The sequence below is a fragment of the Psychromonas ingrahamii 37 genome, assembly GCF_000015285.1.
GTDB classification, from domain to species: domain Bacteria; phylum Pseudomonadota; class Gammaproteobacteria; order Enterobacterales; family Psychromonadaceae; genus Psychromonas; species Psychromonas ingrahamii.
The window spans coordinates 2,660,857-2,681,379 of record NC_008709.1 but is presented as its reverse complement, the minus strand read 5'-3'; the positions used below and the strand labels follow the sequence as shown (position 1 = coordinate 2,681,379).

At 37.6% G+C, this 20,523-nt stretch carries 17 protein-coding genes; 5 read left to right on the top strand and 12 right to left on the bottom strand.

The features are described 5' to 3' along the window. Window positions 1-64: 64 nt before the first annotated feature. The 3 genes from PING_RS11360 to lolE are packed head-to-tail and all read left to right on the top strand — an operon-like array spanning window position 65 to window position 3,208. Complete coding sequence (locus PING_RS11360) at window positions 65-1,291, top strand: lipoprotein-releasing ABC transporter permease subunit (RefSeq protein WP_011770504.1); 1,227 nt, start codon at window positions 65-67, stop codon at window positions 1,289-1,291. Continuing rightward, entirely contained in the window at window positions 1,284-1,967 is a 684-nt protein-coding gene (lolD, locus tag PING_RS11355) for a lipoprotein-releasing ABC transporter ATP-binding protein LolD (protein ID WP_011770503.1), read from the top strand. The genes PING_RS11360 and lolD overlap by 8 nt, the downstream gene beginning before the upstream one ends. Further along, window positions 1,967-3,208, top strand: a complete 1,242-nt coding sequence (lolE, locus tag PING_RS11350; protein WP_011770502.1) for a lipoprotein-releasing ABC transporter permease subunit LolE — start codon at window positions 1,967-1,969, stop codon at window positions 3,206-3,208. Before lolD ends, lolE begins: the two co-directional genes overlap by 1 nt. 819 nt (window positions 3,209-4,027) lie before the next feature. On the opposite strand, the gene PING_RS11345 is transcribed toward lolE, so the two are convergent. The 12 genes from PING_RS11345 to trhP form a co-directional block, all read right to left on the bottom strand. After that, window positions 4,028-4,687 (bottom strand): Bax inhibitor-1/YccA family protein, encoded by a 660-nt coding sequence (locus PING_RS11345; protein WP_011770501.1) that lies wholly within the window; start codon window positions 4,685-4,687, stop codon window positions 4,028-4,030. 228 nt (window positions 4,688-4,915) lie between these two features. After that, entirely contained in the window at window positions 4,916-5,668 is a 753-nt protein-coding gene (tpiA, locus tag PING_RS11340) for a triose-phosphate isomerase (RefSeq protein WP_011770500.1), read from the bottom strand. A gap of 192 nt (window positions 5,669-5,860) precedes the next feature. After that, window positions 5,861-6,790 (bottom strand): tRNA 2-thiocytidine(32) synthetase TtcA, encoded by a 930-nt coding sequence (gene ttcA / locus PING_RS11335; protein WP_011770499.1) that lies wholly within the window; start codon window positions 6,788-6,790, stop codon window positions 5,861-5,863. Between the two features lie 120 nt (window positions 6,791-6,910). Next, complete coding sequence (locus PING_RS11330; protein WP_011770498.1) at window positions 6,911-8,782, bottom strand: EAL domain-containing protein; 1,872 nt, start codon at window positions 8,780-8,782, stop codon at window positions 6,911-6,913. 284 nt (window positions 8,783-9,066) lie between these two features. Continuing rightward, window positions 9,067-9,846: a peptide ABC transporter ATP-binding protein gene (locus PING_RS11325; RefSeq protein WP_011770497.1), complete on the bottom strand. Its 780-nt coding sequence runs from the start codon at window positions 9,844-9,846 to the stop codon at window positions 9,067-9,069. Continuing rightward, a complete protein-coding gene (locus PING_RS11320; RefSeq protein ID WP_011770496.1) occupies window positions 9,843-10,853 on the bottom strand; it encodes an oligopeptide/dipeptide ABC transporter ATP-binding protein in 1,011 nt (336 codons plus the stop codon). Before PING_RS11320 ends, PING_RS11325 begins: the two co-directional genes overlap by 4 nt. Further along, window positions 10,853-11,743, bottom strand: a complete 891-nt coding sequence (locus PING_RS11315; RefSeq protein ID WP_011770495.1) for an ABC transporter permease subunit — start codon at window positions 11,741-11,743, stop codon at window positions 10,853-10,855. The genes PING_RS11320 and PING_RS11315 overlap by 1 nt, the downstream gene beginning before the upstream one ends. Then, entirely contained in the window at window positions 11,730-12,698 is a 969-nt protein-coding gene (locus PING_RS11310; RefSeq protein ID WP_011770494.1) for an ABC transporter permease, read from the bottom strand. Before PING_RS11310 ends, PING_RS11315 begins: the two co-directional genes overlap by 14 nt. A gap of 2 nt (window positions 12,699-12,700) precedes the next feature. Beyond that, window positions 12,701-14,305 carry an ABC transporter substrate-binding protein gene (locus PING_RS11305; RefSeq protein ID WP_157035356.1) on the bottom strand — a complete coding sequence of 535 codons (1,605 nt, stop codon included), beginning with the start codon at window positions 14,303-14,305 and terminating at the stop codon, window positions 12,701-12,703. 235 nt (window positions 14,306-14,540) lie between these two features. Next, complete coding sequence (locus PING_RS11300; RefSeq protein WP_011770492.1) at window positions 14,541-15,869, bottom strand: MATE family efflux transporter; 1,329 nt, start codon at window positions 15,867-15,869, stop codon at window positions 14,541-14,543. Window positions 15,870-15,908: 39 nt separating this feature from the next. Next, window positions 15,909-16,154, bottom strand: coding sequence for a YfhL family 4Fe-4S dicluster ferredoxin (locus PING_RS11295; protein ID WP_011770491.1), 246 nt, complete (start codon window positions 16,152-16,154; stop codon window positions 15,909-15,911). A 2-nt stretch (window positions 16,155-16,156) separates the two neighbouring features. Next, complete coding sequence (trhP, locus tag PING_RS11290; protein WP_011770490.1) at window positions 16,157-17,500, bottom strand: prephenate-dependent tRNA uridine(34) hydroxylase TrhP; 1,344 nt, start codon at window positions 17,498-17,500, stop codon at window positions 16,157-16,159. A gap of 306 nt (window positions 17,501-17,806) precedes the next feature. Here trhP and proQ point away from each other — a divergent pair, with 306 nt between their 5' ends. Both proQ and prc read left to right on the top strand, forming a co-directional pair. Next, a complete protein-coding gene (gene proQ, locus PING_RS11285) occupies window positions 17,807-18,430 on the top strand; it encodes an RNA chaperone ProQ (protein WP_011770489.1) in 624 nt (207 codons plus the stop codon). Window positions 18,431-18,440: 10 nt separating this feature from the next. Next, a complete protein-coding gene (gene prc, locus PING_RS11280; protein ID WP_011770488.1) occupies window positions 18,441-20,435 on the top strand; it encodes a carboxy terminal-processing peptidase in 1,995 nt (664 codons plus the stop codon). Window positions 20,436-20,523: the final 88 nt, after the last annotated feature.

Below are 20,523 nucleotides of genomic sequence, written 5' to 3'. Positions count from 1 at the left end.
ATTTTTACCGCATTTAACTTTCATTGCCAATGGCAAAATAACAGCTTAAATAATAAAGGCATTTATGTTCTACCCCCTTAGTGTATTTATCGGCTTGCGCTATACCAAATCAAAGCGTAATAATAAATTTATCTCATTTGTTTCTTTGTTTTCAACGGGTGGCATTACCTTAGGTGTACTGGCACTGATCACTGTGTTATCTGTTATGAACGGTTTCGAAAATGAACTGAAAGTAAGAATATTAGGCGCCATTCCGCACGCAATTATTAGTAACCAAGAACAAGTCATTGATGACTGGCAAAGCCGGCTTCCTGCATTACAGAATATGCCATTAGTCAACACCGTCGAGCCTGTGGTGCGGAGCGAAGCCATTATTCAGAGTAATAGAGGCCTGCAGGGAGTGCAACTTGAAGGTATCATACCTGATTTATATGTCAGCAACGTGATTAAAAACAATCTTACTCTGGGTCAGATGAGTGATTTAAAAGCCGGACAATACAATGTTATTATTGGTCAAAGTTTAGCCCAACAACTGGGTGTCACTAAAGGTGATAAAATTCGAATTATCTCAGCCAGAGGCAGTCGTTTTACCCCTTTGGGGCGTATCCCCAGTCAGCGAAATTTTACCGTAATGGGATTGTTTGCCGTTGGATCAGATGTTGATAAACAACTTGTTTTATTACATGCGCAAGACGCTGCACGTTTAATCAGAATAGGCCTTGATCAGGTGACCGGCTTAAGGCTTTATTTTAATGATGCTTTTGATGTTGAAGATTGGTTGCCGCCTGTTTTGAAAGAGGGGCAAACGCTGCAGGATTGGCGGCAAACACATGGTGAGTTATTTTCTGCCGTAAAAATGGAAAAAAATATGATTTGGTTATTGTTATGTCTGATCATTGCAGTTGCCGCATTTAATATACTTTCAGCGTCTGTGATGGTGGTTAATGATAAAAATGCGGAAGTGGCCATTTTGAAGACTCTGGGTATTAAAGGCACAACCCTCAACCTTATCTTTATTATTCAAGGTGCCTGGAGTGGCATTATCGGAGCGCTTGTTGGTACAGGATTGGGGCTGTTGGTGAGTGCATACATCAATGAAATATTATCCTTTTTGGGGCTGAACCTGCTCTCTAGTGCATCTGGTGGTACCCGCTTATTACCTGTTTTGTACGAACCAGTGCAGATATTTGCTATCATATTTGGTGCTATGTTATTAAGTTTAATGGCGACCTTGTACCCCGCTTATCAAGCCGGGAAAGTCAGCCCTATAGAGGCATTAAGATATGAATAAAGAACTTTTGGTGTGTCGTAATTTAAGTAAAGTTTATGGTGAAGGAAAACTCTCAACCACAGTGTTACATGATGTTGATTTGTCCGTTAACGCGGGGGAGTTATTAGCCATTGTTGGTAGCTCGGGATCAGGAAAAAGTACCTTATTACATCTGTTAGGTGCCCTTGATATACCAACTCAAGGCGAAGTGTTTTATCAGGGTAAGAATATTCATCAACTAAGCAATAATGAGCAATCTCAATGGCGTAATCAATGCTTGGGCTTCGTCTACCAGTTTCACCACCTCCTGTCTGAATTTAATGCGCTTGAAAATGTGGCTATGCCATTATTAATTGCGGGGAAAAGTATTAAAGTGGCAACACAAAAATCGCACGCTATTTTAAAGCGTGTCGGTTTGGAGCATCGGGTTTTACACCGACCCTCTGAACTTTCTGGCGGGGAAAGACAGCGAGTTGCTATTGCTCGTGCTTTAATCAATGAACCTAAACTGGTTTTGGCCGATGAACCCACCGGAAATTTAGACGCAAAAAGTGCTGAGAGTATTTATCAATTGATTGTCAGTCTTAATGAAGAGTCGGGGACTGCTTTTGTGGTAGTGACTCATGATCAACAGTTAGCCAATAAATTAACGCGTCAGGAACATATGAACAGTGGTGTGTTACAGGGAAAGGTATAATGTTTCGCCCTTTATTAATTTTTATCGGCCTGCGATATAGTAAGGCTAAACATAAAAATAAGTTTGTTTCTTTTATTTCTATGGCCTCCATATTGGGTATCGCGCTTGGGGTGACTGCATTAATTGTCGGCCTGTCGGCAATGAATGGTTTTGAAAAGGCATTACGTGATCAGATGTTAGCTGTTATTCCTCATGCAGAGTTAGAAACAGTCAATGGTAGCTTTGAAAATCTGGACAGTTCCTTAAAACAAGTCAGGCATCATCCCGGTGTTATTGCCGCAAGCCCGTACATTATGCTGAATGGTTTATTGCAAAAAGATGATCAAATAAAAGCGTTGCAAATTAGAGCGATAGCCCCGAAAAGTGAAAGGGATGTGACAGCTGTTGAGCATTATATAAAAGGCGGAGGCTGGGAGTTATTAAAAACGGGGCAGCGTTCAATCGTATTAGGTAAAAGTGTTGCACTGAAGCTTGCTATGAAGATAGGTGACTCGTTAACATTAATATTGCCGCAAGAGGGTGGACAACAATTAAAATCTCCTCGTAAAATAAAGCTCACCTTAGTGGGGTTATTTGAAATGGGAGGGCAGTTAGATAACGCCCTTGGTTTTATGCATATCGACGATGCCAAACAAATATTGGGACTCGACAGTGCGAATGGGATTGCTTTTAAAGTAGCGGATATATTAGATGCACAAACATTAGCACGGGACGTGGGTTATAGTCTTAATGATTATCTGTATATAAAAAGCTGGATCACCAGCCAGGGTTATTTATATCAAGATATTCAGATGGTTAAATCTTTAATGTATGTCATTTTATTGCTGGTTATCGCCGTTGCCTGTTTTAATATTGTATCTACTCTGGTGATGGCCGTTAATGAAAAAAGAGGCGACATTGCTATTTTAAAAACCATGGGGGCCTCAAAATGGTTGTTACGCGGTATATTCATCGTGCAGGGGGCATTTAATGGTCTGGTAGGTTGTCTTTTAGGTGCTGCTATCGGTATTTTTATTGCCTTAAATTTGACCGATATTGTTAAATTTATAGAAACTGTCATCGGCCATAAATTCTTATCGGGTGATGTTTATTTTATAGATTTTTTACCCTCACATTTAATTTATGAGCAAGTTATTGTTGTGACTGTTGCCGCTTTTTTTATGAGTGTGTTATCTACTCTATATCCCGCTTGGCGGGCAAGTAAGATCCAGCCTGCATTGGAACTAGGATTTGCTCATTAGTTGAATTGCTAAGCTTAAAAAATAGAGCGTTAGTAATATATGATCAGCAACTGCATTGGAACTGGGATTTGCTCATTAGCTGAATTGTTAAGCTTAAAAAATAGAGCGTTAGTAATATATGATCAGCAACTGCATTGGAACTGGGATTTGCTCATTAGCTGAATTGTTAAGCTTAAAAAATAGAGCGTTAGTAATATATGATCAGCAACTGCATTGGAACTGGGATTTGCTCATTAGCTGAATTGCTAAGCTTAAAAAATAGAGCGTTAGTAATATATGATCAGCAACTGCATTGGAACTGGGATTTGCTCATTAGCTGAATTGCTAAGCTTAAAAAATAGAGCGTTAGTAATATATGATCAGCAACTGCATTGGAACTGGGATTTGCTCATTAGCTGAATTGTTAAGCTGAAAAATTGGCGCTAATTAGTTAATATGATTAAAATTTAGCGCACCACATTTATCTAATAAATGGGTGATAGCTTGGGCGATTTTTTGCGTTAGGATGTGTGGTATTCAGTCTGTTTGTTTCGATCATTACCTGCATATCTTTTTCATTATGGTATAACAGTCTCAATGGTGTTTTATGCCATTCCCAAAGATCTTCTCATATTGCCAATCCTCTGTGATTTAATTCTCTATTTACATCTGCATTAATAACGCTAATATTGATTAATTCGCCTAACTTAGCAGGCTATCTGTCGGAAATAAGAAAGCTTAAAGGATAAGATAAAAATACAGAGCGTCGCTATATCATCCTGAAATTCAGATATAAAAAAACGCACTCAGAGTGCGTTTTTTCTTTTAAATAAGAAATAATTAGTCATCTAAAATGTTTAATAAAACCAGTAGATGAATAAACATATTAAATAAGTTTAAGAATAACGATACGGTTGCATTGATGTAATTAGTCTCTCCACCGTTGATAATACGACTCGTATCAAAAAGGATCATGCCGGACATAATTAAGACAACAACACTGCTAATGACAACTTGCATCAAGGGTATTTGTAAAAAGATATTTGCAACCATTGCGATAATAACAGCAATCATACCCGCCATTAAAAAGCCGCCCATAAATGAAAAATCTTTGCGCGTTGTTAATACATAAGCTGACAGGGCAAAGAAAATAATAGCAGTTGAACCTAGTGCCTGCATTATAAGTGCTGCGCCATTTTCCATTGCTAAATAATGGTTTAGCATATTACCCAGTGATGCGCCCATTACGCCGGTAAAGATGAAGACCCAAAAGATCCCTTTACTGGAATTTGCATTTTTAGATACGATAAATAATGTGCCAAAACCCACAAGCATAAGCACTAAAGATGCGGTTGGACCAATTTGCATCATCGTTGCTAACGTTGCCGTTAAAGCAGAAAACGCCAGCGTCATAGCCAACAACATATAGGTATTTCTAAGTACTTTATTAATTTCAATACCATGGCTCTTTGAGCGGGTATTAGTGATCGGTGAATTCATTTTTATCTCCAAGTTCTTCAAAAAAAATCTTATTTGATAATAGCACGGCATTGATTAAATGCGCTATTTTTTCTAATAGTTACAATAAATAGCTGCCTACTTTATTGATCAATAGAGAGGGGGAAACAGGTTATGCGGGAAAGTCAGACAAGAAACTAAAAAGGCGCTGAATAGCGCCTTTTATTGGTATTAACTATAGATATTAAATAGGGATATTAAATTAAAAGGCTATTTAGCACCTTCTATAATACCAACAAACTCTTCAACCAATAATGCTGCGCCACCCACTAAACCACCATCAATGTCAGGCTGGGCAAATAATTCTTTTGCACTTGAAGCTTTAACACTGCCGCCGTAAAGGATTTGTACTTTTGCAGCAACAACTTTGCTTTGCTCTGCTAACCAAGTACGGATGTGCGCGTGAACATCTTGAGCTTGCTCTGAAGATGCAACTTTGCCTGTGCCGATAGCCCAAACTGGCTCGTATGCAATGACGGCGTTTTCTAATGCGTCAATACCTGAAACATCGATAACGGCTTTAAGCTGTGTTTCTACAACATTAAATGTTTTATCAGTTTCACGTTCTTCTAGCGTTTCACCAATACACAATACAGGGACTAAACCATTTGCCTGGATTGCAACAAATTTTGCAGCTACAACGGCATCGGTTTCATTGTGGTACTGACGACGCTCACTGTGACCGACTAAGCTGTATTTTGCACCGAATTCTTTAACCATTACAGGAGAAGTCTCACCTGTAAAAGCACCTGAAATATTTGTGCTTACATCTTGAGCACCTAATTCGATGCTGTTATTTGCAACTAGGTTTGCTACTTGTTCGATAAAAATAGTGGGCGGGCAAACGGCAACTTCAACATTTTTTGCGGCATCTGCTGCGGCTTCAATGCCTTTGATTAAAGCGGATACAGATTCTTTTGTGCCATTTAATTTCCAGTTACCCATTACTAGTGGTGTTCTCATACTTTTCTCCATTATTGTTATAAAATTAAAATTAAAATTAAAATTAAAATTAAAATTAAAATTCGGATTCGATTATAAATGACTATTGCGTTAAGCCTACCTTTTTTTTAGAAACACATCAGATCATGCTTTCTAAGAGATAATACTATGATCTATAACAAAACGAATAGATTGAAAGTTCGTCTTTTAACGCTAAGTTAATTGTTTTATTTTAACGGCTTGATGCTGTTGATAATATTGTGTTTCGATCGGGGTAATGTCTTCAGTGTGATGCTTTATCGGTTCTTTATCAAAAGCGAGATCGCCACCATCAATTACTCCGGAACTTTTATCTATCTCTTTAAAATTAAAAAGAGCAGTGTCGGAAAGATGCGAAGGAACAACATTTTGCATGGCGGTAAACATCGTTTCTAGCCTGCCCGGGAATTTAACATCCCACTCGTTCAACATATTCTTGGTGACTTGGCGCTGTAAATTGGGTTGTGAACCACATAAATTACAGGGAATAATAGGGTACTCTTTGAGTTTTGCGTAGGCTTCAATCTCTTTTTCTTTACAGTAGGCTAATGGGCGGATAACAACGTGTTCTCCATTATCAGAAACCAGTTTTGCCGGCATAGATTTTAATTTACCGCCAAAAAACATATTTAACATTAGCGTCGCTAATAAATCATCTCGATGATGTCCAAGTGCGATTTTAGTCGCGCCTAGTTCTTTAGCCGTCCGGTATAAAATGCCGCGTCTTAAACGTGAGCATAAACTGCAGGTTGTTTTACCTTCCGGAATTTTATCTTGCACAATGCTGTAGGTGTCTTCTTCTACTATTTTGTAATCAACGCCTAATTTTTGTAAATATTCAGGGAGGATATGCTCGGGAAAATCAGGTTGTTTTTGATCTAAGTTGACGGCAATAATCTCAAAATGTATGGGTGCAGCCGCGCGTAACTCAAGTAAGATATCAAGCATGGTAAAACTGTCTTTACCCCCCGACAAGCAAACCATCACCCGGTCACCTTCTTCGATCATATTATAATCAGCAATAGCTTGACCTGTTGATTTGCGTAAAGATTTGTTCAGTTTTTTTAGTGAGAACTGTTGTTTTTTTGAAAGTACGTCTGACATGAATAAACCTTGAAAAAGAGAGCAGAGGATTTGCGGGGCATTGTACAAAAATAATTTTTCAGATGCAAAGCCCGACTTGCATAGCATCGGGCAATTTAGTGTGATTTTTACGTTAATTGACTATAGTAAGTTCACTTGGCCCGGGATCTTTAGTTCAGTAGGGCGTGCGATTAAGAAGCCTTGAATACCATCTATATGCATCGTTTCTAATATCTGCTTTTGCGCTAAATGCTCGACACCTTCGGCGATAATAGTACAATCCATTCGGTGTGCAACATCGATAATCATCCTTATAAATTGTTGATTCGCACTGTCAAGCTCAATATTATTGATCAAACTTGAATCAATTTTAACCAAATCAGGTTTAAGCGTCCTAAGTAGGCCAAATGAACCAATCCCTTTACCAAAGTTACTAATTGCAGATCGTGTCCCAGTGCGTCTGAGCATATCAAAAACCCGTTTACTTGAAACAAGGTTACTATCAAGTAACTCTTCCTGCATTTCAAAAGTGAGTAATGCAGCTACTTTCGGATCTCGTAATAATAATCTTTCTAACCACACGATAAAGCTACTGTTTTGCATGGCAGAGCTGCTTATATTGATCCCCCAACGACTCTTCTGGTCGCTTTTCCTGCGGCATTGATTTATGACTTCTCCAATAATGAATTGCTCAAGTTTAATTATCATATCAACACGTTGAGCCATTGCAAAAACAGTCTCAGCGGGTGTGACATGACCATCATCGGATACAAAGCGGGTGAAAATTTCCTCATAGCCGACCATATCAGTTGGAAGTATTAGAACAGGTTGGTGTAATAATATGACACTTTTTTTGGCGATAATATTTTCGATCACGACACGCCACTGCTGCTGTCCAAATTGATTATCATTATCATTACTTTGTTGAAATACCCAGCTATTAACGCCTTCTGTTTGTGCTTTTGCCAATGCTAAATCAGTTCGTGCCAATACTTGTTCGGGCTTCTGTCCAGACTGGAATGATGATATGCCATTGTAGGCAATACTGTCTAGTTTATGTTGAGCTTGATACTGATCAAATAGAACCTTTAAGTCCTGTGCAATTCGTTGCGCTTCACTGACGCTCATTCCCAGTGCGATTAACGCAAAATCGGAACCGCTGATGCGGTAAATCGATATGTTTTTATGGGGATAAGTGACTTTACGGATAATTTCAGTGAGATTTTCAAGGTATAAATCACCCTGCATGAAGCCCTGCTGAGAGTTTATTGCCAGTAATTCACTTGCTCTGATAATCGATAAGATGGCATGTTTTTGTCCGCTTTCAGCACTTAAAATTTCGGTTAAGGTTTTGCGGAATGAACTTCTGTTATTAACGCCAGTGAGATTGTCGGTCGTCGCCTGCTGCGTCAATCCTGCGATTTTTTCTTCCTGTTTATTTAATTTGTTTTGGAATGATTCTTTTTGAGCATTTAATAATGCAGAAACCTTAGCATAGGGACCAGGTAGTGCTTCTATCTCAGATATTTCGTTAATGAGGGCTATTTCAATACTTTTAAACATATGAGAAAAATTAAAGACTATAAATGTCGACACAATGATTAATGCGCTATACAGGGCTAAAAGAATATTAGGCAATAGTCCGAATAGAGCATCATTGTTAGACTTAAATTCAATTATCTGATTGCTATTTTCGGAGACAACAAAAGTTGAAGGGATAGAAAATAATAATCTTATAATTCCAGTTGCTTGTTTGTTTTCATAGACCAATGGCAGCATCAACTGAGGGTTAGTTATTTTAATATAGGAAAATTGATTGTGTTCAACTAATCGGCTTAATTCTGATTCATTCACGAACAGGTGGGGGCTATCTAAACTTAGCTCTTGTACAAGCTGTTCTTGTTGCTCAGTAAGAAGCGGGTTGAAAACAACTTTTATAACCAAAGTGATCGCCACTGCTGATAAAAATGTAAATAAATAATTTACCCACATCGTTTTTTTATAATTGTTCATCCAAATTGACTCCATGATTTTCTGAACGCTAATATATTATTCTGGTTAAAACTGCCGGATAGTGTCATCATACTCGATTCAATCTGATGCTGGTGACGAGTTTTCATGGTGTACTGTTATTGGGCTATTAGAAACTAAGCCACGATATAATAGGCTATTAGAAACTAAGAATAATGGGCTATTAGAAACTAAGCCACAATATAATAAAATTTTTGATTAAAAGCCATTGATTTTAAAATATAACATATAACGTACAACATATAAATCAACTCAGTATCATGCGATCATTTCCTGTAGTCTGGCTGTTGACTTTTTAGTAAATTTTTTGTGCTCATCTTTTGAGGTGAATTGAATATATTATCTGTTGTATTGTTCTCAACGATCTTGCCCTGTTGCATAACAATAACTTGATCGCTGATATGACGTACCAAGTTCATATGATGCGAAATAAATATAAAACTAACCCCTTTTTTTTCTTGTATCTCTAATAAAATATTAACTATTTTGAAACCGAGAGAGATATCTAACGTTGATAAAATTGAATCTGCGATAACGACATCAGGATTTAAGACCATCGCCCGTGCTATGGCAACTTGATGTTGTTGAACCGCTGATAACATATTTGGATAGAATTGCAGATAATCCGGTAATAAACCAACCAACTCTAATGTGGCGATGATCTGTTGCTTGCGTTGTACTGCCGTTAAATCAGTGTTTAACTCTAGTGGGGCAGATAATATTTTCCCAATAGTCACTTTAGGGTTGAGGGAAATTTTTGGATCTTGAAATATCATACGAACTGATTTACATCTATTCTGTCGTGACATAGTCGTAAGAGCATGACCCTTAATATAAATCTCACCGGAAGTACTTGGAATAACGCCTGCGATCATCTGTACCAGCGTGCTTTTTCCTGAGCCATTTTCACCAATAATAGTCAAAATTTTACCCTGCTCAAGGGTGAAATTTATTGGTCCTACCGAATTTCGAAAGCCCGAAGACAAAAAAAACTTACTGCCTTTATATTGTTTATATAAATTATCTATGCAAAGAAGAGCTGTCATGCTGTTTTTTCATCTAAGGTTGGGTAATGGCAACGGACCGTATGCCCTTTATAATTTAACGTATCAGGATTTTTTACGCAGGTTCTTTGCGCTCGCGGGCAGCGTGGTCCCAAACGACAACCGATTGGTATTTGGTTTGATGACGGAATATTTCCCTGTAATGTATATAATTGACTTTTATGGATAATAGATTCATTAAAGTTTAGTGTGGTTTTTATCATCGCTTCTGTATAGGGATGCATTGGGCTTTCAATAATTTTTTTATAGTTACCTGACTCTACAGCCTGACCACAGTAAATCAAGGTAATAAAATCAGATAAATTACAGATAGAGCCAAAGTTATTGCTTAATAACAAAATAGTTGTACTGTGCAATCGATTTAATTTATATAATAAACGCAGTATCTGAGCCTGGGTAACGGCTTCCATGGCATTGGTTGGTTCGTCTGCAATAATAAGCCTTGGATTATTAGCGATTGCCATTGCGATCATTATTTTTTGGCAAATACCTTCTGATAGCTGGTGAGGATAACTTTGTAACACAGCTTGATCATTCTGAATGCCAACTTTGTGAAATAACTCTTTTATTTGTTGAATTGATGTTTTCTTTCTATCGTGCTTTATTTTATCAAATAGTCGGTTTTTTAAAGAGATATTAGGTAAAACTTCGTTTATTTGTGGAAATATTTTTTTACTTGGATCTAAGTAAGAGCGGGGGTGTTGAAATATCATGGCGATTTCCTTGCCCATTATCTTACGCCGCTCAGATGGAGAGAGTTTAGTTAAATCCTTTGAGTCTAAAAACATCCTATCGACTGTTACTTTCCAATTTGGGTTATGTAATCCTAATATAGCGCTGGCAATTAAACTCTTACCTGAGCCCGACTCTCCAAATAAACCATGTATTGAACCATCAACAATATGTAATGATACTTTATCAACAACCCGCGTAGTGCCCTGGGCTGTTGTGATATCGATGCTTAAGTTGCGTATATCTAATAAAGCCATCAATCTTCCCCTTGTATAATTGCATGACGTAAACCTTCCGTAAATATATTAACAACCATGATGATAATAAAAATCAGCAGACCTGGCAGTATAATAAGCCAGGGGGATAAATAAGAAAGATCAATGCTGTCGGCGATTAGCTTACCCAACTCAATGTCAGGTGATTGGGTGCCAAACCCTAAGAAACCTAGCGTTGCTATTTCTAATATCGCCATAGTGAAAATCCTATTGATCAGCGTTACTATTGGCTCTAGGATATTTGGATATATACCAAACCGCAGTAGGCGTATATTGGTTGCCCCATCAAGTTGAAGGGCAACGACATATTGTTTGTTCAATTGGCTGTCGATGGTGTTGTAGATACCCCGTATAAACTGTGGTAAGAGTGAAAGGGAGACTGCTATTAAGGCGTTTTGATAACTTGGGTCGAACAACACAATTAAAATAAACGCGATAAGTAATGTCGGAATAGTTAAAAGTGCATCTAAAAGATGATGTAAAACACTTGCTTTAAGACCTTTGGTTAAGGCCGCTGTAGAGCCGATAATGGCACCAATAAAAGTGATTGCACAGGTGATAAGTAATGCGCCACCGAAGGTGAATTGAAAACCTTTAATTAAACGCGCTAGCGTATCCCTTCCTAAATCATCGGTGCCAAACAGATGCTCAGTCGTCCCACCTTCAACCCAATAAGGAGCTGATAATAAGTGCTCTGGATCTTGTGAAAAAGGGGAGTAAAGCACAATAACATCAGCAAATAAGCAAATCAGGATAAGCACAATACCGACCCACATGGCAAAAACCGCGAAATTGTTTTTGAGGAAAATAGACCAAATATAATGCAATGGGGATTGTATTTTTTGCTCGTTAAATTCGTTATTTATCAGCATATAACATTTTCCGTGTTGTGGGGGAAATAACCATCTGTAAAATATCGATGACTATGCTCGATAATAAAATAAATCCTGAAATAAGGATAACAGCTGCAGATAGCGCTAAATAATCGCCGCCTCTGATGCTGGTCAATAACCAAACACCCGACCCTTGAGCATCAAATACAATTTCTACCGTCATTGCAATAGAAATAATCGTATTTAACTGCAGTCTTAATTGAGGAATAATGGGCGGTAATGCATTTTTTAAAACATGCCGGAAAACAATCTGTATTACCGTTAGCCCTTTAGTATTTGCAGCTTTTATATAATTACTTTTCATGACTTGTGATATTGAATATCGGGTGAGTCTAATTATTTCACTGGTTAGAAAAAAAGATAAAACAACGGCGGGTAATATCAGATGCGTTAAACGATCAATAAAGGCTGCCAGGTCATATAAGTCTGATGCTAATAGACTATCTATCAGTTGAAAACCGGTGATCATGGGGATTTCATAGATGGGGCTGATATTGCCATCGATTGGCAGCCCTAAATCAAAGGTGATAGGTAACATAATCAGCATAATCGCCAGCCAAAATGCGGGCAGTGCCAGGCCAATAAGGGCAATTGACATAATGGTATAATCCAAAATTCCATCACGATAAATTCCGGCAAAAATACCCAGCGGTATACCAATAATAACAGAGGTTAGTAAAGCCACTAAACAGAGTTCGAGTGTTGAGGAAAATGCAATCAGTCCATTGATCATATGAGATTTTTGGTTGATTAATGAAATTCCCCATTGTCCTTGTAAAATATTACCCATGTAATCCAAATAAAGCATAAAGAGATTAATATGTTGGGCGGGGCGTTCCTGATTTGACCAAAGTGAGATGATAAATGCAATAATGGAAAGAATAAGTGCTGTAATTAATAATAAATTTAAGCGCCGAAATAAATAGTTAAGCATAGTTAGTGAGCTTCTGTTTTTTTGATATTTTGGAAGTTTATACCTGTAAAAGGATCAACCAAAAAACCAGATATGTTGGTCTTAAATGCATCCATACGTAATGCATGTGCAATTGGAAAATAAATACGTTCCTCCTGAATAATTTCCTGCAGTTTATAATAATTTTTTATTCGGGTTGTGAAATTTGATTCTAATAAGGTTAAATTCAATAAAGATTGCACCTCTTTACTGCACCATTGACTTGAGTTGCCTTCTAATACGGTTGAATCACAACTGAGTAAGGGTCTGAAGATACTGTCTGGATCGTTTATTTTTCCATTGACCGAAGTCAAATAGGTATCATATTTGCCACTGATTAAACGTTTTTCAAGTTCCGTTTGAGTTAAAAATAGTATGTCACTTTTTACGCCTATTTTTAATAAGTTTGCTTGAATTAATTCTGCTATTTTATGGAAACTATGGTTAAAAAGAGAATTTTTGACGGGTGTCAGAAGGGTGATTGTACTGTTAAAATCATAACCCATTTCCTGCAGCGTCCTTAATGCCTCCTGTGGCTTGTACTGAATATCAGTTGATCTGCGATTGTATGCCCAAGATTGATGGTTTAATAGGGTGTTTGTTGCGGTCGCACTTTGATAAAAGACTGCCTCTAAAAGATTTTTTTGATCCACTGCCTGAGAGAAAGCCTGGCGAATTTTTTTTTCTGTAAAAGGGATTTTATTGCTGTTGAATGCCCACAGCAGAATGTTAGCGGTAGGCTCACTGCTTAGCAATATATTAGGTTTTTCACTCATCTGTTTTAACTGACTGGGCGCCGGATTTGCAATAATATCGCATTCACCTGTTAGCAGTTTTGCATAACGTTTAGTATTATTTTCCGTCACATCAAAAATAAGATTGTTTACCGATACCTTACCTCCCCAAAATTTGGCATGGTTAATATAGTGAGTAATACCCGCATCATTAGTGCTTTTAAATTTATAAGGACCTGTTCCAATAGGATAAAAATCAATTTTCTCAGGTGTGCCGCGAGCGATTAACTGCTCGGAATACTCTTGAGACAGAATCACCGAATAATGCGCCGCTAGGCTGTCAAGCAAGGTTATATCTGGTTTTTTTAAAATAAACTTAATTGTATAGTCATCAATTTTGACAATATTTCTTATTAAATGCGTAAACGGGTGGTTAAAAAAATAGTAATCCATACCGCGGTTAACTGAATGGAAAGAGTGGTCTTGATCAAGCATTCTTTGCAGACTAAATATAACATCATCAGCTTTAAAATGACGTGTCGGGGTAAAATACTCGGTTTGATGAAAGTTAACATTCTCTCGTAAGAAAAAGGTATAACTTAATTTATCTTCACTTAACAACCACCCTGTAGCAAGATCCGGAATGTAGTTCTGAGTGGTTGGATCTCTCTTAACCAAGCGGTTATACAACTGGTGAGTTGTTGCATCTAAACTTGATATGTCGTGACTGATTTGTGGATTAAAAGAGAGAGCCTTACTTTCAGGACAGTATATTAAATTATCCTTTAGTGATGATTCGCTTTGATAACATCCACTTAAAATAAGTGCTGTAGTAAAAATAAGAATAAAACGCATGGTGAAATTTATCATCCCATTTGATATCTAAACATAGCCAACTCACTGAAGACGGTATTTTTAAGTGGTTTGGGGTTGGTTTTGATAAGAGCAATTTTACTGTTTATGGTTAACAAAATAGACCAATAAGTTAAAACTAAGTACTCTTACAACAATTTCTTGACATTTTTAAGCAGTTTATTTAATAAAAACACTCTTTAACATCAAAAAACTTTGAGTGAGTACTTAGGTTATTTTATTTCGTTTTTTCTATATTACTCATTATCTTATAAGTTAATAACAAAGATAAAATACCAAATATAATATTCCCTACAGCTTGACCATACAATATACCTGGTGCTTGAAAATAGAAAGCACCAATAGTGACAAAAGGGATAGTTCCCAGTGTCATTTTAGCGACATTTAAAAAAGTTGCATATTTTGCGTAGCCTAAATTATTAAGGTAAGTCATTGCAATTAAGGTAATGCCGCTAAATAAAAAGCTGGCTGCGATATACTGACAAAATATTCTTATAATCTCAGCGGTTTGGTTTTGTGCATGAAATAAATTAACTATCATCTCTTGTGCCATTGATAATAATAATGCGATAACGATCGTATAGCTGGTCATAAATTTTAATGATTCATTTAACACTTTTCGGACGCGACCAAATTGTTGTGCGCCATAATTTTGTCCAATAATAGGTCCAACGGCACCGGACAAGGCAAACATCATACCAAAAGATACAGGTATCAAGCGACCAATAATTGCCCATCCAGCAATATATTCAGTGCCAAACTTAGCGACTTCATAGGTCACGTATAAATTACCGATAGGGGTTGCAATTTGGGTAAATATTGCCGGTAATGCAACATGAGATATTTTTTTTATATCTGCGCGGAAAAGAGTAAAGTCAGGGAAAGTAAGCATTTTGTATTTAAAAAAAACAAAATATAAGCCAATAGCCAAGATAAAAAAACGTGAAATGACGGAAGCCACTGCGGCACCCTGCAAATCCATGTTCAGTAAAAAGATAAAGACAGGATCGAGTACCGCATTGACCAGTCCGCCGCCTAATGTAGCAAACATGGCGGCTTTAGCATTACCCATTGCACGTAATGTCGCGCCCATCTGCATCGCAATAGCCAAAATGGGAAAGGTGGGTAAAATAATCCGCAAATAGATACCAGCCTCGGTTAATTCTAGCCCCTGCGCACCAATAAGCGCTAATAATTGTGGTGTAAACCAGCATAGAATTAAGGTTAATAAAGTGGTTAGGCAAAAAGCATACAAAGTGATGTGGGAAATATACCGGCAAGCTTTCTGGCGGTTTTTCTGGCCAATGGCTTTGGCCACTTTGGCACTGTTTGCCGTTACTAAACCAATACTGATTGAAGTGGTAAAAAACAATATTGCAGCCGCATAGCCTATTGCAGCAACGAGGGCTGGATTATCTAATAAACTGATAAAATAGATATCCACTAAATCGACCATAAACAACGCACTAATGCCGATAGCATTAGTCGCAGACATGGTTATAACATGTTTTAAAATAGATCCTTGCAGAAATTTTGCTTGTTGCATGCGCTACCTGAAGAGAGACAAAACTAGCTACTATAGCGACTAACTATATAATTCTGCAAATTTATCTATCAATTGCTGCTCAGATTCAATATTTTCAGGATCAATAATAATACAGTTAATCGGACAAACCGCCATACAGGTTGGCTTTTCATAAAAACCAATGCATTCAGTGCAAAGATCCGGGGTGATTTTGTAGATCTCCGCATCAAAATGGATCGCTTCATTTGGGCATTCCGGATCGCACATATCACAATTGATACAGTTATCTTTAATTAAGAGTGCCATGGTTATTTACTGTGCGGGTTGCGCGTGTTTTGGTCGTTATTAAGATTACGCATTAACAAAGCATGACTAAGGTCGATTTCTTTGGGTATTGGCATATAGAGAATATGTCCTGAACCAGGAGCCACATCAACAAGCTCTCCTTTTTTGGTTTGCAGTTGTTCTAAGGCGAAATTAATATTTCCCTGCGGTGTCATCAATTCAAGTTGGTCACCAACTAAAAATTTATTTTTAACTAACACCTCAGCGAAACCCTGGGCGTCACGACCAGTCATTTCCCCTACAAATTGTTGAGTATCACTGATAGAGTAACCATAATCATAGTTTTGATATTGATCATGGGTGTGGCGACTTAAAAAACCTTCCGTATACCCCCGGTGCGCAAGATTTTCTAATGTTCCCATCAATTTTGGATCAAAGGGGCGACCATTGATGGCATCATCCATCGCTTTTCTATAAACCTGCGCAGTGCGCGCGCAGTAATAATAACTCTTGGTTCTGCCTTCAATTTTTAGAGATTGCACGCCAATACTTAAAAGGCGCTCAATATGTTGAATCGCGCGTAAGTCTTTGGAGTTCATGATATAAGTGCCATGCTCATCTTCAAATGCCGGCATGTATTCATTGGGACGACCTTGCTCTTGTAATAGGAACATTTGGTCAGTCGGTTTTCCTTCTCCTAAGGTTGGATTCGGGCGTTGGATCGCCACAATATCACCCGTTTCATTTTCTTCTGCTGGATGTGCATCATATTTCCAGCGGCAGGAGTTGGTGCATGTTCCCTGATTAGGATCGCGTTTATTGATGTAACCGGACAACAAACAACGGCCTGAATATGCCATACAGAGTGCACCATGCACAAAGACTTCAATCTCAATATCAGGACAATGTTGTCTAATATCTTCGATTTCATCTAATGATAATTCCCGTGATAAAATAACCCGTTCAATGCCTTGTTTTTCCCAAAATTTAACGCTTGCCCAGTTCACTGCGTTCGCCTGCACACTTAAATGTACGGGCATCTGTGGAAATGCTTCCCGTACCATCATGATTAAACCGGGATCAGACATGATTAAAGCATCTGGTTTTAAATTCACCACTGGCTGCATATCATGTATAAATGTTTTCAATTTTGAATTATGGGGTTGAATGTTACAGACAACGTAAAGTTTTTTGCCCTGTGCGTGTGCTTCATTTATGCCAATTTCTAATTTTTCAACATTAAATTCATTATTTCTTACACGCAGAGAATAACGGGGTTGACCTGCATAAACAGCGTCTGCTCCATAAGCAAAAGCATAACGCATATTTTTTAACGTCCCGGCAGGGGAAAGTAATTCTGGAGTCATAAATAATCTCTATTCTGATATCAAGTCAGTATAAACCAAGGGGTTTATGGGCGACACATTCTACTTTTTTTTGTTATAAAGTTATGGGGTTAGATCAATTTAGGTGCTTTAAAAACAGATTAAATTAAAAATAAAGCAGCAAGCGTGTCAGTTTAGGCCTTTACAATCCGTAAAATGATTAACAAACTTAAATTAAGTTTCACATTTTACTATCGCATCCCTATACTGTGGAATAAATTTATACTCGCAATGATTCAAGACATCGTTTTAATCATTGAGCTACTGGCATCACTAATTAGGTTCTACATGGAAAATACAGAAAAATTTACTAACAACAAACAAATAATTAACTTTCTTACTGAACAGTTTCCGTTATGTTTTACGGCGGCTAATAATCCTGCAAAACCTTTGAAAATTGGCATATTTCAAGATCTTGCTGTACGTTTAGAAAATGAAGAGCGGGTTAGTAAAACTCAACTACGTGGTGCTTTACGCCAATACACATTAAGTTGGCGTTACCTGCACTGCATAAAAGTATCAGAAAAACGTGTTGATTTAGATGGCAATGAAGGTGACGCTGTTTCAGCTGAGCATGCAGAGCATGCTTTAAAAACACTCAAAGAAAGCAAAGATAAAGTGTTTGCTAAACAGAAAAAAGTGCAGAAAGAAGCCGCACCAGCTAAAGCTGCCAAGCAAGTTAATGTCCCTAAACGCACTGAGAAGAAAGAGCTTAAAAAAGAATCTTCGGTTGACCTGAGTAATTATAAAGAGGCAACGCACTCTGAACTTGCGTTGAAACAAACTGTCAAAGTTTTGCTGGGTAAATCACCTGTTTCAGCTGTTGTTGTTGAAATTTCAAAGGATGATATTCAGGTAGAACTGGCTTCTGGAATGATGGTTAAAGTTAAAGCCAAACATCTAATTGTGTAAAGGAATCTTGATGAACAAATATTTTCGACACTTAGCCGTTATAGCAAGTTATTTATATATTGGTATTGTATGCGCTGTTCCAGCCGATTTTGATAGCGCAGATATCCCTCAATTAGAGCAACAAGCACAGCATGCTAAAGTGACGAAAAGAGTGAGCGACTTATTCAGTCGTTCTCACTACAAATATATACCCTTGAATGATGCTCTTTCGCAACAAGTGTTTGAGCGTTATATCGAGCAGCTTGATTATAATAAACAAATCTTTATGCAAAGCGATATCAATGATTTAAAAAGCTATCAATTTTTGCTTGATGATAATTTAAAAACGGGTCAATTACAGCCTGCCTATGAAATTTATCAGCTTAGTCTAAAACGCCGTTATGAACGTTTTAGTTATGCATTATCTTTGCTAGACAAAGAGATTATGTTTGACACAACTGATGAGTTTCAATTTGACCGTAGCAAGGCACCCTGGGCAAAAGACACTGTTGAACTGAATAAAATTTGGCAACAAAAAGTAAAATCCGATGCTTTAGTCCTTAAATTAAGCGGTAAAACATGGGATAAAATCAAAGAGCTATTAAGTAAACGTTACAACTATGCACTTAAACATTTGACCCAAACTGAAAGTGAAGATGTTTTTCAAACTTTTATGAATGCTTATGCGCGAACTATTGAACCCCATACAAGCTATTTGTCACCCCGCAATGCTGAACGTTTTAAAATGGAAATGAACTTATCTCTGGAAGGGATAGGCGCTGTTCTGCAACTCGAAGATGATTATACGGTTATCAGAAGCCTTGTTCCCGGTGGACCCGCAGAGCGTTCTAATCAGATATTCAAAAATGATAAAATAATAGGCGTCGGACAAGAAGATGGAAAAGTTGTCGATGTGGTTGGATGGCGCTTAGATGATATTGTCGATTTAATAAAAGGCCCGAAGGGAACCGATGTTAAATTACAGATTTTATCGGGTAAAGCCGGCGATAAAAGCAAGATTGTGATCATCACGCGCGAACAAATACATCTTGAAGACCGTGAAGCAAAATCATCTGTAGAAGTGATTGATGGTCAAAAAATTGGTGTTATTACTATTCCAAGCTTTTACATGAACTTAAGTGAAGATGTTGACCAAGAATTAGCTTTATTAGCAAAAGAAAATATTAAAGGTATTATTATTGATTTGCGCAATAATGGCGGTGGCGCATTAAGCGAAGCGACACTATTAACCGGTTTGTTTATTGGAACAGGGCCCGTTGTGCAGGTACGGGATGGACGTAATCAAGTTCTGGTTCATCAGGATGAAAATAAAGCGGTAAGTTATAAAGGGCCATTAACTGTTCTGATTAATCGCAATAGTGCCTCTGCTTCTGAAATATTTGCTGCCGCTTTACAAGATTATGGCCGTGCAATTATCCTTGGCGAACAAAGTTTTGGAAAGGGGACAGTACAACAACACCGCCGTATATCTCGATTTTATGATAAAGATGCCGATCTGGTGGGGTCAGTTCAATATACTATTGCAAAATTTTATCGTATCGACGGTGGCAGTACGCAAAACAAAGGGGTTATTCCTGATATTCAATTCCCAAGTGGGATCGATCCTAATGAGACAGGTGAAAGTCTGGAAAAAAATGCATTACCTTGGGATAATATAAAATCAGCCGATTATTCTCCGGTAAATAATTTACAATCTGTTGTTAAGTCATTGACTGAAAAGCACAATTTACGTATTAAAAATAAAATTGAGTTTAGTTATTTAGAAAAAGATATTGAAGAATATCTTCAAGAAAAAGATATGACGACCATTTCTCTTAAAGAAAGTGATCGGATTAAATTACGAGAAGAACAGGAAAAGGAATCATTAGTACGGGTTAACGAACGTTTAAAACGTGCCGGTTTACCCGAGGTAAAATCTGTCGATGATATTCCAGATGATTTTGAACCTATCGACTCATTTTTACTTGAAGCGGCTGCTATTACGCTGGATTATGCTCATTCTTAACTTTTAAGCTTGATTTTTAGGCCGGCTATCTAGCCGGCTTTTTTATGTTTGTAGTATTAACAAACGACAGGTTGTGAATTTACTTCGG